The sequence below is a fragment of the Streptomyces sp. AcH 505 genome, from assembly GCF_000818175.1.
In the GTDB taxonomy this organism is placed as follows: Bacteria; Actinomycetota; Actinomycetes; order Streptomycetales; family Streptomycetaceae; genus Streptomyces.
Genome location: NZ_JTIY01000001.1, coordinates 603701 through 616803 on the forward strand (window position 1 = coordinate 603701; position 13103 = coordinate 616803).

Annotated in this window: 9 protein-coding genes and 2 pseudogenes; 4 read left to right on the forward strand and 7 right to left on the reverse strand. The window is 70.0% G+C overall.

Translation table 11 applies throughout. The features are described from left to right. Positions 1 to 126 precede the first annotated feature (126 nt). The gene (locus HY68_RS02770) at positions 127 to 1101 is read right to left on the reverse strand and encodes a LacI family DNA-binding transcriptional regulator (RefSeq protein WP_041984043.1); all 975 of its coding nucleotides are present in this window, start codon (positions 1099 to 1101) and stop codon (positions 127 to 129) included. Between the two features lie 289 nt (positions 1102 to 1390). On the opposite strand from HY68_RS02770, the gene HY68_RS02775 reads away from it, so the two are divergent. Beyond that, complete coding sequence (locus HY68_RS02775; protein ID WP_041984044.1) at positions 1391 to 3289, forward strand: ricin-type beta-trefoil lectin domain protein; 1899 nt, start codon at positions 1391 to 1393, stop codon at positions 3287 to 3289. 57 nt (positions 3290 to 3346) lie between these two features. Here the strand turns inward: HY68_RS02775 and cimA are convergent, their stop codons facing one another. The 3 genes from cimA to HY68_RS02790 form a co-directional block, all read right to left on the reverse strand. Next, complete coding sequence (gene cimA / locus HY68_RS02780) at positions 3347 to 4972, reverse strand: citramalate synthase (RefSeq protein WP_041984045.1); 1626 nt, start codon at positions 4970 to 4972, stop codon at positions 3347 to 3349. 353 nt (positions 4973 to 5325) lie between these two features. After that, positions 5326 to 6414 (reverse strand): branched-chain amino acid aminotransferase, encoded by a 1089-nt coding sequence (locus HY68_RS02785; RefSeq protein ID WP_041984046.1) that lies wholly within the window; start codon positions 6412 to 6414, stop codon positions 5326 to 5328. A gap of 232 nt (positions 6415 to 6646) precedes the next feature. Further along, positions 6647 to 7687 carry a 3-isopropylmalate dehydrogenase gene (locus HY68_RS02790; RefSeq protein ID WP_041995025.1) on the reverse strand — a complete coding sequence of 347 codons (1041 nt, stop codon included), beginning with the start codon at positions 7685 to 7687 and terminating at the stop codon, positions 6647 to 6649. Positions 7688 to 7800: 113 nt separating this feature from the next. Here HY68_RS02790 and HY68_RS02795 point away from each other — a divergent pair. Then, positions 7801 to 8199, forward strand: a pseudogene (locus tag HY68_RS02795) (phosphoesterase); the annotation flags it as partial. A gap of 25 nt (positions 8200 to 8224) precedes the next feature. On the opposite strand, the gene HY68_RS46005 reads toward HY68_RS02795, so the two are convergent. Continuing rightward, entirely contained in the window at positions 8225 to 8353 is a 129-nt protein-coding gene (locus HY68_RS46005; protein ID WP_277816747.1) for a hypothetical protein, read from the reverse strand. Between the two features lie 323 nt (positions 8354 to 8676). Here HY68_RS46005 and HY68_RS02805 point away from each other — a divergent pair, with 323 nt between their 5' ends. Next, a complete protein-coding gene (locus tag HY68_RS02805; protein WP_041984051.1) occupies positions 8677 to 9516 on the forward strand; it encodes a DUF1206 domain-containing protein in 840 nt (279 codons plus the stop codon). Between the two features lie 110 nt (positions 9517 to 9626). On the opposite strand, the gene pruA is transcribed toward HY68_RS02805, so the two are convergent. Continuing rightward, a complete protein-coding gene (gene pruA / locus HY68_RS02810; RefSeq protein ID WP_041984053.1) occupies positions 9627 to 11258 on the reverse strand; it encodes an L-glutamate gamma-semialdehyde dehydrogenase in 1632 nt (543 codons plus the stop codon). Positions 11259 to 11311: 53 nt separating this feature from the next. Continuing rightward, positions 11312 to 12238 carry a proline dehydrogenase family protein gene (locus tag HY68_RS02815; protein WP_041984054.1) on the reverse strand — a complete coding sequence of 309 codons (927 nt, stop codon included), beginning with the start codon at positions 12236 to 12238 and terminating at the stop codon, positions 11312 to 11314. 192 nt (positions 12239 to 12430) lie between these two features. Here HY68_RS02815 and HY68_RS02820 point away from each other — a divergent pair. Then, positions 12431 to 13103 (forward strand): annotated as a pseudogene (locus HY68_RS02820) (PucR family transcriptional regulator); the annotation flags it as partial.

A 13103-nucleotide genomic window follows, 5' to 3' on the forward strand; every position in this document is an offset into this window, starting at 1 on the left:
GCAGCAGCCCGGCGATGACGGCCGCTGCGACCAGCGCCGCCGTTCTGCCGGGTCTGACACGTTTGCGTAGCATTGCGGCTCCTCTGATATGTCGTTGTTTCTTCTCGGCCCCTCCCGGGGCGGGGCTCAAGGGGCCGACTGGCGTACGACGAGTTCGGTGGCCAGGACGACAGGCTCCTCCGGTGCCCGCGCCCCGCCCAGATGGGCGAGCAGCATCCGCGCGGCCGTCTCACCCATCCGGTGGACCGGCTGGCGGACCGTGGTGAGCGGCGGATCGGTGTGCTGGGCCATCGCGATGTCGTCGAAGCCGACCACGGCGATGTCGCCGGGGACGGTGCGTCCGGCGGCCCGCAGGGCGCGCAGCGCGCCGGAGGCGCTGACGTCGTTGTGCGCGAAGACGGAGTCGAACTCGGCGCCGTCCGCGAGGAGTTTCTCCACGGCGAGCCGTCCCGACAGCTCGGTGAAGTCCCCCACGGCCACCTGGTGCCCCGGCAGGATCTCGTGGAAGCCGCGGAGCCGGTCCCGTACGCAGGGGAAGTGCGTGGGGCCCGTGACGACCAGCGGCCTGGTGCGCCCGGTCGCGCGCAGATGGCGCGCGGCCGACGCGCCGCCCTCGTAGTTGGTGGTCACCACGGAGGGGAAGTCCGGGTGCTGGCCGCGGTCGTCGATCAGGACGACCGGCAGTCCCTTGCGGTGCATCGCGGCGATGGTGTCGAGGGTGTTGTCGGGTTCGACTACTAGAAGGCCGTCGAAGGCGCGGGCCGACACCTGGCTGGTGAAGCGGTCGACGGACTCGGCGCCGCGGTTGCAGGTGAACAGCAGCAGGCCGTAGCCGGCGGCCTCCACGGTGTCGACCACGCCCTGGAGCACTTCGCCGATCCACGGCCAGGTCAGCGAAGGGACCAGCATGCCGATCGTCCGGCTGCTCCCCCGTGCCAGTCCGACAGCGCCTGAGCTGGGGACATAGCCGAGCTGCGCGATCACGGCGCGGACCCGGGCGGCGGTCGGACCGCCCACCTCGCCCTTGGTGTTGACGACCCGGGAGACGGTGGTCTTGCTGACGCCGGCCTCGCGGGCGACATCGGCGATCGTGACGCGCATCGGGCCTCCGCTCCGTGGGGGAACCGCTGCCGGTACCGGTTCCGGAACCGGTACCGGTGTTGGGCGGTGAGTTAACCGGCGCACAACACCGCCGTCAATACTTCACACCCACATTGGTCCGAACCTTTGTTACGTACATGTCTAACCCCAGGTCAGGGGCGCAGCAGGGGTGTTGTGCGTTCAGCCTTTGAATACGCAACCTCTTGACGGGAGTTCATCAGGGCAGTTCACTCACGCCGCAGCACCACGCAGCACCCCCCACAACTGTGCCGAGAAGGGCAGCGACCCCATGACCAGATCGTCGAGAGCGACAGGACGAACGGGCACCCGAGGGCGGCTGGTGAGACTCCTGCTGACCGGGGCGCTCGCCACGGCCGGCCTCACCGGGCTGACGGCAGGCAACGCGCAGGCCGCGGGCGAGCCGGTGAACATCTGGCTGACGACCACCGACGACGCGGGCGGACGCCATGTCACCCGCGGTCTCCAGCAGCAGACGCCCGTCAACTTCCAGTCGGGCAGCGGCGGCAGCGGTACCAACATCACCGTCGACGAGAACACCAAGTACCAGCAGTTCTCCGGCGGCGGCGCCTCGTTCACCGACACCGCCGCCTGGCTGATGAACAGCAGCGGGGCGCTCTCCCAGGCGACCCGCGACGACACGATGCGCAAGCTGTTCTCGCCGACGGACGGCATCGGACTGAGCTTCCTGCGCAACCCGATGGGCGCGTCCGACCTGGCGCGCAACAGCTACAGCTACGACGACCTGCCGGCCGGGCAGACCGACCCGACCCTGGCGAAGTTCTCCATCGCGCACGACCAGGCCGACGTGCTGCCGCTCACCAAGCAGGCGAAGCAGCTCAACCCGAGCGCCAAGGTGATGGCGGTGCCGTGGAGCGCGCCGCCGTGGATGAAGGACAACGACGCCTTCAGCCAGGGCTGGCTGGAGTCGCAGTACTACGGCGCCTACGCGCAGTACTTCGTGAAGTACATCCAGGCCTACCAGGCGGCCGGTGTGCCGATCGACTACATCTCGGCGCAGAACGAGCCGACCTGCTGCGGCGGTTACCCGTCGATGCAGTGGAACGGCTCGGGTCTCGCGTACTTCACCAAGACCAATCTGCTGCCGGCGCTGCACAGCGCGAATCTGAACACCAAGGTCCTGGCGCTGGACTGGAACCCGGACTCGTACGCCGGTTACGCGGCGCCCACGGTGGACGACGCGGCGATCCGCACCGACCCCAACTTCGGCGGGATCGCCTACCACGGCTACACCGGCGGCATCGACATCCAGACGACGATCCACAACCAGTACCCGGATGTGCCCGCGTTCGACACGGAGCACTCCGGCGGTACGTGGATCGGCAACCAGCAGCAGGAGGACATGAACAACCTGTTCGACTACACCCGCAACTGGGGTCAGAGCTTCGTCAAGTGGAGCCTGGCGGTCGACCAGAACATGGGCCCGCACAACGGCGGTTGCGGCACCTGCACCGGGCTGATCACCGTGAACAACGGGGGCAGCAGGAGCGGCCAGGTCGACTACACCGTCGAGTACTACACCATGGGTCATCTGACCAAGTTCGTGAAGACCGGCGCCCGCCGGATCGCCTCCACGGACACCTCGGCCGTCCGTAACGTCGCCTGGCAGAACCCGGACGGCTCCAAGGCGCTCATCGCGTACAACAACAACGCGGGCGCGCAGCAGATCCGGGTCAACTGGGGCGGGCAGAACTTCTCGTACTCGCTGCCCGGCAAGACGTCGGCGACCTTCACCTGGGCGGGTACGCAGAGCGGCAGCACCCCGGCGCAGACCGGCACGATCACCGGTCTCGGCGGCAAGTGCCTCGACGTGGCGGGCGGTCAGAGCGCCAACGGGACCGCCGTGCAGATCTACGGCTGCAACGGCTCGGCCGCGCAGCAGTGGTCGGTGAAGACCGACGGCTCCGTGCAGTCGCTCGGCAAGTGCCTCGACGTGAACGCCGCCTCGACGGCCAACGGCGCCAAGGTCCAGCTGTACGACTGCAACGGGTCGGCGGCGCAGCAGTGGAGACTTGAGTCCGCGGGCGATCTCGTCAACGCGGGCGCGAACAAGTGCCTCGACGTCACGGGCAACACGTCGGCCGACGGCGCCAAGACCCAGCTGTGGACGTGCACCGGAGCCGCCAACCAGAAGTGGCAGCTCCGGTAGTCCGTCAGCCCGGCATCGTCCGGCACCGCGGGCCGGGGCGGACCGCGCGGGGTGCGCCTACTCCGCCGGTTCGACCCCGGCCCGCAGCAGTCCGAACGTGTACGCGTCCTCCAGCGCCTGCCAGGACGCGGAGATCACGTTCTCGGCGACGCCGACCGTCGCCCATTCGCTGGTGCCGTCCGAGGTGGTGACCAGCACCCGGGTGGTGGATTCGGTGCCGTGCCTGCCCTCCAGGATGCGCACCTTGTAGTCCACGAGCTGGAGCTTGGCGAGCTGCGGGTAGATCCGCTCAAGACCGACCCGCATGGCCCGGTCCAGCGCGTTGACCGGGCCGTTGCCCTCCGCCGTCGCGACGATCCGCTCGCCCTTGGCCCACAGCTTCACCGTCGCCTCGTTGGCGTGCGTGCCGTCGGGGCGGTCCTCGACGATGGCGCGCCAGGACTCGGTGCGGAAGTAGTTACGGACCCGGCCCTCCAGCTCCTCGCGCAGCAGCAGCTCGAAGGACGCGTCGGCCGCCTCGTACGTGAACCCCTGGAGTTCCCGCTCCTTGACGCGCCTGACGACCCGGCCGACCATGTCGCGGTCGTCGCCGAGGTCGATGCCGAGTTCCTTGCCCTTGAGCTCGACGGACGCGCGCCCCGCCATGTCGGAGACCAGCATCCGCATGGTGTTGCCGACCGCTTCGGGGTCGATGTGCTGGTACAGGTCGGGGTCGACCTTGATCGCCGAGGCGTGCAGGCCGCCCTTGTGCGCGAAGGCCGAGACCCCGACGTACGGCTGGTGCGTGGAGGGCGCCAGATTGACGACCTCGGCGATGGCGTGCGAGATCCGGGTCATCTCGGCGAGCGCGCCGTCGGGCAGCACCCGCTTGCCGTACTTCAGCTCCAGCGCGGCGACGACCGGGAAGAGGTTGGAGTTGCCGACCCGCTCGCCGTAGCCGTTGGCGGTGCACTGGACGTGGGTGGCGCCCGCGTCCACGGCGGCGAGGGTGTTGGCGACGGCGCAGCCCGTGTCGTCCTGGGCGTGCATACCGAGCCGGGCGCCGGTGTCGGCGAGCACGGTCGCCACGACGGCCTGGACCTGGGCGGGCAGCATCCCGCCGTTGGTGTCGCAGAGCACCACGACATCGGCGCCGGCCTCGGCGGCGGCCCGTACGACGGACTTCGCGTACTCCGGGTTGGCCCGGTAGCCGTCGAAGAAGTGCTCACAGTCCACGAAGACCCGCCGGCCCTGCTCGCGCAGGAAGCTGACGGTGTCGCGGACCATCGCCACGTTCTCGTCCAGCGTGGTGCGCAGCGCGAGTTCGACATGGCGGTCGTGCGCCTTGGCGACCAGCGTGACCACCGGGGCCCCGGACTCCACGAGCGCCTTGACCTGCGGGTCGTCGGCCGCCTTCGCGCCCGGCCTGCGGGTGGCGCCGAAGGCGACGAGCTGGGCGTGCTTGAAGTCGATCTCCTGCTGGGCGCGGGCGAAGAACTCCGTGTCCCGCGGGTTCGCGCCGGGCCAGCCGCCCTCGATGAACCCCACGCCGAACTCGTCCAGGTACCGGGCGATGGTGAGCTTGTCGGCGACCGTCAGATTGATGCCTTCGCGCTGCGCGCCGTCACGCAGGGTCGTGTCGAAGACGTGGAAACTGTCGTCGCTCGCTGTGGGCCCCGTGGAATCCGTGGACTGCGTGGTCATGCTGTTGCTCCCTGTCGAGTGGATGGTCTGGCTCCACTTGCTCCATCTTCGCGTGCGGCTCGTCTCCGGTCGGGGTGGGGCCGGAAAACGAAAAAACCCCTCGCGGGTGCGAGAGGTCTGCGCGCGGGTCTGGGGCAGGATGCCCGCTTCGTACGTCGTGGTACGGAGCGGTCACTGCGGACCGGCGCGCTTGCAGCCAATAATCATGGCGAACGAGAGCACGAGCCGATTTTCGCACGCCTTCCCGCTTTGGGAAGGGGTGTCTCACGATGCGGTCGGCCCGGCGGTGACCTGCGGCCGCGCCGGTACGGGTACCGGCGCGGCCGACAGCGGCGCGATCGGCCGGACACTCCCTAGGCGACGGGGTGCAGCCAGCCGTGGGCGTCGGGGGCGGCGCCCGTCTGGAGGTCGAGCAGCGCCTTGCGCAGCTTCATCGTGACCTCGCCGGGCTGTCCGTCCCCACCGACCGTCCAGCCGCCGCTCGCCGAGCGGACCGTGCCGACGGGGGTGATGACGGCGGCGGTGCCGCACGCGAAGACCTCGGTCAGGGTGCCGTTCGCGTCGTCCCTGCGCCACTCGTCGACGGAGATCTTGCCCTCCTCGACCTGGTAGCCCAGATCGGCGGCGATCCGGCTCACCGAGTCCCGGGTGACACCGGCCAGCAGCGAGCCGGTCAGCGCCGGGGTCATCAGCCGGTCGCCGTAGACGAAGAACAGGTTGTTGGTCCCCATCTCCTCGACCCACTTGCGCTCGATGGCGTCGATCCAGACGACCTGGTCGCAGCCGTGCTTGGTGGCCTCGGCCTGGGCGATGAGGGACGCGGCGTAGTTGCCGCCCGCCTTCGCCTCGCCGGTGCCGCCGGGCGCCGCGCGCACGTACTCCTCGGAGAGCCAGACGGAGACGGGCTTCACACCGCCGCTGAAGTACGCGCCGGCGGGCGAGGCGATGACCATGAAGAGGAACTCGTTGGCGGGCCGGACGCCGACGCCGACCTCCGTGGCGAACATGAAGGGCCGCAGGTAGAGGGATTCCTCACCCGTGCCGGGCACCCAGGCGCTGTCCTGCTTGATGAGCGCGTCCACGGCGCCGACGAACAGCTCCTCGGGCAGCTCGGGCATGGCCATCCGGCGGGCGGAGCGCTGGAAGCGGCGGGCGTTCTGCTCGGGCCGGAAGGTGGCGACGGAGCCGTCGGCCTGGCGGTACGCCTTGAGCCCTTCGAAGATGGTCTGCGCGTAGTGCAGCGTCATGTTCGCCGGGTCGAGCGAGAGCGGCGCGTACGGCACCAGCTCCGCGTCGTGCCAGCCGCGGCCCTCGGTCCACTTGACCGTGACCATGTGGTCGGTGAAGTAGCGCCCGAAGCCGGGGGCGGCCAGGATGCGGTCCCGCTCCGCTTCGGTGACGAGGTTGGCTGAGGGCTTGAGCTCGATCGTGGGCGTGGTCATGAATACTCGTCCTTCACCTGTCGTGTGTGACGGACCGCGCTCACGTCGCTACTTCTACTAGGACGTCCGAGCATTCCCGCATGCCGCGGCCCACAGCGATTATCGCCTGCGGGGAACCGTACGGGGAACGAGGTGAGTGCGGCCTGTGGATGATGTGTGTCTCACCCGGGGCCGCACAGCGCAGCCGCCGGGTCAGCGGGACCCGGCGGCTGTCGAAGGATGATCGGCCGGGTCAGCTCGCTACTCGTACGACGAGCGCGTCGCCGATCTCGGCGGTCGTGCGCGCCGTACCGTCCCTGGCCTCCAGGTCGGCGGCGACGGCGTCCTCGACCCGGACGGCCTCCGCCTCGAAGCCGAGGTGCCGCAGCAGCAGCGCGACGGAGAGCACGGTGGCCGTGGGGTCGGCCTTGCCCTGTCCCGCGATGTCCGGCGCCGAGCCGTGGACCGGCTCGAACATGGAGGGGAAGGTGCGGTCCGGGTTGATGTTCGCGGACGCCGCGAGGCCGATACCGCCGCTGATGGCGGCGGCGAGGTCGGTGAGGATGTCACCGAAGAGGTTGTCGGTGACGATCACGTCGAACCGCTCGGGCTGGGTGACGAAGAAGATCGTCGCCGCGTCGACGTGCAGATAGTCGGTGGTGACCTCGGGGAACTCCTGGCCCACCCGGTCGAAGATGTTCTTCCACAGGTGGCCCGCGTAGACGAGGACGTTGTTCTTGTGGACCAGCGTCAGCTTCTTGCGCGGACGGGCCGCGGCACGCGCGTAGGCGTCCCGGACGACCCGCTCGACGCCGTACGCCGTATTGAGGCTCACCTCGGTGGCCACCTCGGCGGGCGTTCCGGTGCGCAGCGAACCGCCGTTGCCCGTGTACGGGCCTTCGGTGCCCTCGCGGACGACGACGAAGTCGATCTCGGGCCGGCCGGCCAGCGGGGTCCCGGTGTTGGGGAACAGCTTCGACGGCCGCAGGTTCACGTAGTGGTCGAAGGCGAAGCGCAGCTTCAGCAGCAGCCCGCGCTCCAGCACGCCGGACGGGACCGAGGGGTCGCCGATCGCGCCGAGCAGGATCGCGTCGTGGGACTTGAGCGCTTCGAGGTCGGCGTCCGGGAGGGTCTCCCCCGTGCGGTGCCAGCGGCGCGCGCCGAGGTCGTACTCCTTGGTCTCCAGCTTCACATCCTGCGGGAGGACGGAACTCAGGACCTTCAAGCCCTGGGCCACGACCTCCTGACCGATGCCGTCACCGGGGATCACTGCGAGATTGATGCTGCGAGACATGACGAGCACCCTAGCCCTCGTCCCATGGAATGACACCGCGTGTCCAGCAAGTGGACACTCCGGGCGCCCCGGGAGGGTCCCGTTAGGCCGGTCGGCCGGTCCGGACACCCGGCCGGCGCACCCTCGGTGAGCTGCGGAAGGACCGCGACATCGACTTCGTCGTGGTCTTCTTCCACCACTGCGCCTTCTCGACGACCGACGCGCACGCGTCGGAGGGCGGGGTGCGCGACGGCGTCGTGTACGTCACGGCGGGCGGCGCGGGCAAGGGGCTCTACGACTTCCCGGCCCCCGACAGCTACGAGCGGCATGTCTCCGGCCAGGAGAGCGTGCCCTCGTACCACTGGAAGCAGGGCGGCGAGAAGGTCACCGAGACCGTGGAGTGGTCACGGGTGCGCTACACCGGATTCTCGTTCCTGGCCGTCGAGGTGACGGGCGGGAACCGGCCGCGGCTCGATGTCTCGGCGCTGGCCGAGAGCTGCAAGCGGGTGGATCACTTCACGATCACCCGCTGACCGCCGCAGGACGAGAGGGCCGGTCTCAGTGACCGGTCGAGCCGCCGTTGTCCCTGCAGTCGAGGGCGCGCTGGAGGGCGGCGGCGGCGTTCTTGCGGTCGGACTCGCTGCTGCGGGGAGTGTGACGGACGCGACGGACGGCAGTCTCGGCCATGATGATCGACTCCTTGAGATAGCTGAAGCCACGCGGTGGGGCCGCGTGATGCATCTGCGAGGTGCCGGATGGGGCGGGGGCCGTACACCGCAGGGGTTGCCTGCTCGGGTGGTCGGCCGCATCCGCCGTTCGCTGATAGAGCGAGACGTTCGGCTCTTCCAAGCTAAGTGAGCCGGGCCGCTGTGTCTGCACAATTACTCGGACTTCCTACTATCTGAGACGGCGCCGCGTCCGCTTCCCCGCTCCGTTGCCCTTCACTCCCCCGGTCGGCGGCCGTTTTCGCCCGGGAGAGCGGGGCACCCGAGCAGCGGAGGTCAACAACGATGAACGCACGGACGATGACGCTCGGTGGCCGCGGCAAGGCCCGGCAGGCGGCGAACAGCTCAGCCATGGACATGGCCGCCCGGTGGGGCTTCGCGGCGCGCGGGGTGATCTACCTGCTCATCGGGATACTCGCGCTGCAGATCGCCTTCGGCGGCGGCGGCGAACAGGCGGACCGCGGCGGCGCGCTCGCCGAGATAGCCAAGAAACCCCTGGGTTCGGTCATGCTCTGGATCCTCGGGATCGGCCTGGTCGGGATGGCGCTCTGGCGCCTCTCGGAGGCGCTGTTCGGCGCCGCGGGCGAGGACGGAAAGAAAGCGACGAAGCGGCTGATGTCGGCCGGACGCTTCGTCTTCTACGGATTTGTCGCCTACTCGGTGCTGGCGTTCGCCGTCGGCGGCAAGAGCAGCGGCAGCGGGTCCAGCGACCAGCAGTCGCAGGACATCACCGCACGGGCGATGGAATGGCCGGGCGGACGCTGGATCGTGGGGATCGTCGGGGTGGCCATCGCCGTCGCCGGCGTGTGGATCGGGGTGCGTGCCGCGATGCGCAAGTTCCACAAGCGGCTGAAGCTGGCCGAGATGTCGCGCAAGGCCCGGCAGTTCGTGGACGTGACGGGTGTGGGCGGCGGCCTCGGCCGCGGCTTCCTCTTCGCCGCGATCGGGGTGTTCGTGGTCCAGGCGGCCGTCGAGTACAAGCCCGACAAGGCCAAGGGGTTCGACGACACCCTGCGCTCGTTCACCGACACCCCGGCAGGCCCCTGGCTGCTGGCGGTCGTCGCCGTCGGCCTGGTGCTGTTCGGGGTCTTCTCGTTCGGGATGGCGCGCTGGCGCCGGGTGTGACAGCCGCGCGGCCGGACGGCCGCGTGCGGACGGTGTGAGGTACGGGGACCGCCCCCGTACCGGCGGGGGGCGCCGGTACGGGGGCGGAGCTGTGGGTACGGGCGGGACCGTCAGCCCATGTGCGGGTAGCGGTAGTCCGTCGGGGAGACCAGCGACTCCTTGATGGCGCGGGTCAGCGTCCAGCGCATCAGGTTCTGCGGGGCGCCCGCCTTGTCGTTGGTGCCGGAGGCGCGCCCGCCGCCGAAGGGCTGCTGGCCGACCACGGCACCGGTCGACTTGTCGTTGATGTAGAAGTTGCCCGCCGCGTAGCGCAGCTTGTCCATCGCGTGGGCCGCAGCGGCGCGGTCGTTGGCGATGATCGAGCCGGTCAGCGCGTACTTGGAGACGGACTCCATCTGGTCGAGCACCGACTCGTACCGCGCGTCGTCGTAGACGTGCACGGCGAGGATCGGGCCGAAGTACTCGGTCGTGAAGACCTCGTTCTCCGGGTCGGTGCAGACGATCACCGTCGGCCGGACGAAGTAGCCGACCGAGTCGTCGTAGGTGCCGCCGGCCACGATGGTGCAGCTCGGGTCGGCGGCGGCGCGGTCGATGGCGGCCTTGTTCTTGGCGAAGGCGCGCTCGTCGATGACGGCGCCGATGAAGTGCGACAGGTCGGTCACGTCGCCCATGGCGATGCCGTCCACCTCGGCGGCGAACTCGTCCTTGAAGCCGTCGTTCCAGATGGAGGCCGGGACGTAGGCACGCGACGACGCCGAGCACTTCTGGCCCTGGTACTCGAAGGAGCCGCGGGTCAGCGCGGTCTTCAGCACGGCGCGGTCGGCGCTCGGGTGCGCGACGACGAAGTCCTTGCCGCCCGTCTCGCCCACGATCCGCGGGTAGTTGCGGTACTTCTCGATGTTGTTGCCGACCGTCTTCCACAGGTGCTGGAAGGTCGGGGTCGATCCGGTGAAGTGGATACCGGCCAGCTCGGGGTGGTTCAGGGCGACGTCGGAGACGGCGATGCCGTCGCCCGTCACCAGGTTGATGACGCCCTTCGGCAGTCCGGCCTCCTCCAGCAGCTCCAGCAGCAGGACGGCGGCGAGGGTCTGCGTCGGGGACGGCTTCCAGACGACGACGTTGCCCATCAGCGCGGGCGCGGTGGGCAGATTGCCCGCGATGGCGGAGAAGTTGAACGGTGTGATCGCGTAGACGAAGCCTTCGAGCGGCCGGTGGTCGAGCCGGTTCCACACGCCGGGCGCGTTGGCGGGCGGCTGCTCGGCCAGCAGGTCACGGGCGTACGAGACGTTGAAGCGCCAGAAGTCGACCAGCTCGCAGGGACAGTCGATCTCCGCCTGCTGGGCGGTCTTCGACTGGCCGAGCATGGTCGCGGCCGCCAGGGTCTCGCGCCACGGGCCCGAGAGCAGTTCGGCGGCGCGCAGGATGATCGCGGCGCGGTCGTCGAAGGCCATGGCCCGCCAGGCGGGGGCGGCGGCGAGCGCGGCGTCGACCGCGTCCTGCGCGTCCTGCTCGGTGGCGCCGGCGAAGGTGCCGAGGACGGCCTTGTGGTTGTGCGGCTGTACGACGTCGACGCGCGCGCCGCCGCCCATCCGCTTCTCGCCGCCGATGGTCATCGGCAGGTCACGGGGGTTCTCGGCGAGTTCCCTGAGCTTGGTCTCAAGACGGGCGCGCTCGGCGGAGCCGGGGGCGTAGCCGTGCACCGGTTCGTTGACCGGGGCGGGAACCTGGGTCACAGCGTCCATGGGGCCGTATCTCCTTCAGATCTGTACGTCGGTCGGGGGCGCGACAGGGCGGTTCAGCCGCGGCTGACCAGCGAACGCAGGAAGAACGCGAGGTTGGCGGGGCGCTCGGCGAGGCGGCGCATGAAGTATCCGTACCAGTCGGTGCCGTAGGCGATGTAGACACGCATCCGGTGGCCTTCGGCCGCCAGCCGGTACTGCTCGGTCTCACGGATCCCGTAGAGCATCTGGAACTCGTACTCGTCGAGCTTGCGCCCCGCGCGCCTGGCCAGCTCCTGGGCGATGGTGATGATGCGCGGGTCGTGGGAGCCGACCATCGGGTAGCCGTCGCCCTCCATCAGGATGCGCAGGCTGCGGACGTACGCCTTGTCGACCTCGCCCTTGTCCTGGTACGCGACGGAGGCGGGCTCCTTGTAGGCGCCCTTGACCAGCCGCACCCGGGATCCCGCCGCGGCGAGGGCGCGGCAGTCGTCCTCGGTGCGGAACAGGTACGACTGGACGACGGCGCCGGTCTCGGGGAAGTTCTCGCGCAGCGCGGCATGGATGGCGAGGGTCGAGTCGACCGTCGTGTGGTCCTCCATGTCGAGGGTGACCGTGGTGCCGATCCGGGCGGCGGCCTCGACGACCATCGTGACGTTCTTCAGCGCCAGGTCGTGCCCGCCGGGCAGCGCCTGGCCGAAGGAGGACAGCTTCACCGACATCTCGGCGCGCGGGCCGAGGTTGAGCGGGGCGAGCGCGTCGATCAGCCGCAGGTACGCGTCCCTGGCACGGCGCGCCTCTGCGGGCTCCGTGATGTCCTCGCCGAGGACGTCGAGGGTGACCTGGAGGCCGCGGTCGGCCATCTCCGAGATGACCGGGGCGGTCGCCTCGACCGACTCGCCGGCGATGAAGCGCTCGACGACGGGCTTGGTGACGGGCGCGGCCGAGACGGCACGGCGCAGCCGGTCGCTGCGCGAAGCGGCGAGAATCACGGGACCCAGCACAGGGCACCTCCACGGTGGGATCGGGCACGGCGAACCACTGTGAAATCTACGGAGCGCTCCGGTCCTCTGCCATCGACAGCTGTCACGCATCCGGCTCCCCGGTCTCAGACATATGTCTGAAGACGGTGCGAGAATGGCCGGGTGAAGGGCGATTACCAGGATCTGGTCGACGAGATCTCCGCGCTGCTCGGGGTGCCGGCGACGCTGGAGAACCGCGACTTCGGCCTGATCGCCTTCGGCGCGCACGACAGCGAGGACGACGCGGCGATGGACCCGGTCAGGACCCGGTCGATCCTGACGCGCGGCTCCACCCCCGCCGTCCGCGCCTTCTTCGAGGGGTTCGGCATCGCGCGGGCCACCGGGCCCGTCCGGATCCACGCGGCGCCCGAGGCGGGGGTCTTCCGGGGCCGGATCTGTCTGCCGGTACGCCACCGGGGCATGGTCCTCGGCTACGTCTGGCTGCTGGACGACTCCGATCCGGGCCCCGACGACGCGCGTCTCGCGGCGGCCATGCAGGTGACCGCCCGGATCGGCGATCTGCTGGCCGACGAGGTGAAGGCGGGCACGGACCTCGCACGGGAGCTGGCGGCCGTACTGCTCTCGGAGCCCGGCTGGCAGCGCGAGATGGCGACCGCGACGCTGCGCACCGCGATGGGCCCGAGCGCCGACGGCCCCCATGTGGTGCTGTGTGTGACGCCGTGGCGCGGCGAGGACCCGCCCGTCCGCTCGGTACCGGGGACGGCGGCGCTGTGCGCCCTGCCGTACGGGGCCGACGCCCGGGCGCTGGCCGTGCTGGTGCGGCTGCGGGCGGAGGACGCGCTGGATTCGGCGCTCGCCGCGGTGGCCCGGCTGAGCGAGCGCGCGG

Coding starts and splice junctions, on each gene's coding strand:
- HY68_RS02790 (WP_041995025.1), bottom strand. CDS start 7,687: ATGTCTCGCAGCATCAATCTCGCAGTGATCCCCGGTGACGGCATCGGT.
- HY68_RS46005 (WP_277816747.1), bottom strand. CDS start 8,353: ATGGCCGAGACTGCCGTCCGTCGCGTCCGTCACACTCCCCGCAGCAGC.
- HY68_RS02785 (WP_041984046.1), bottom strand. CDS start 6,414: ATGACCACGCCCACGATCGAGCTCAAGCCCTCAGCCAACCTCGTCACC.
- cimA (WP_041984045.1), bottom strand. CDS start 4,972: ATGACCACGCAGTCCACGGATTCCACGGGGCCCACAGCGAGCGACGAC.
- HY68_RS02775 (WP_041984044.1), top strand. CDS start 1,391: ATGACCAGATCGTCGAGAGCGACAGGACGAACGGGCACCCGAGGGCGG.
- HY68_RS02805 (WP_041984051.1), top strand. CDS start 8,677: ATGAACGCACGGACGATGACGCTCGGTGGCCGCGGCAAGGCCCGGCAG.
- pruA (WP_041984053.1), bottom strand. CDS start 11,258: ATGGACGCTGTGACCCAGGTTCCCGCCCCGGTCAACGAACCGGTGCAC.
- HY68_RS02770 (WP_041984043.1), bottom strand. CDS start 1,101: ATGCGCGTCACGATCGCCGATGTCGCCCGCGAGGCCGGCGTCAGCAAG.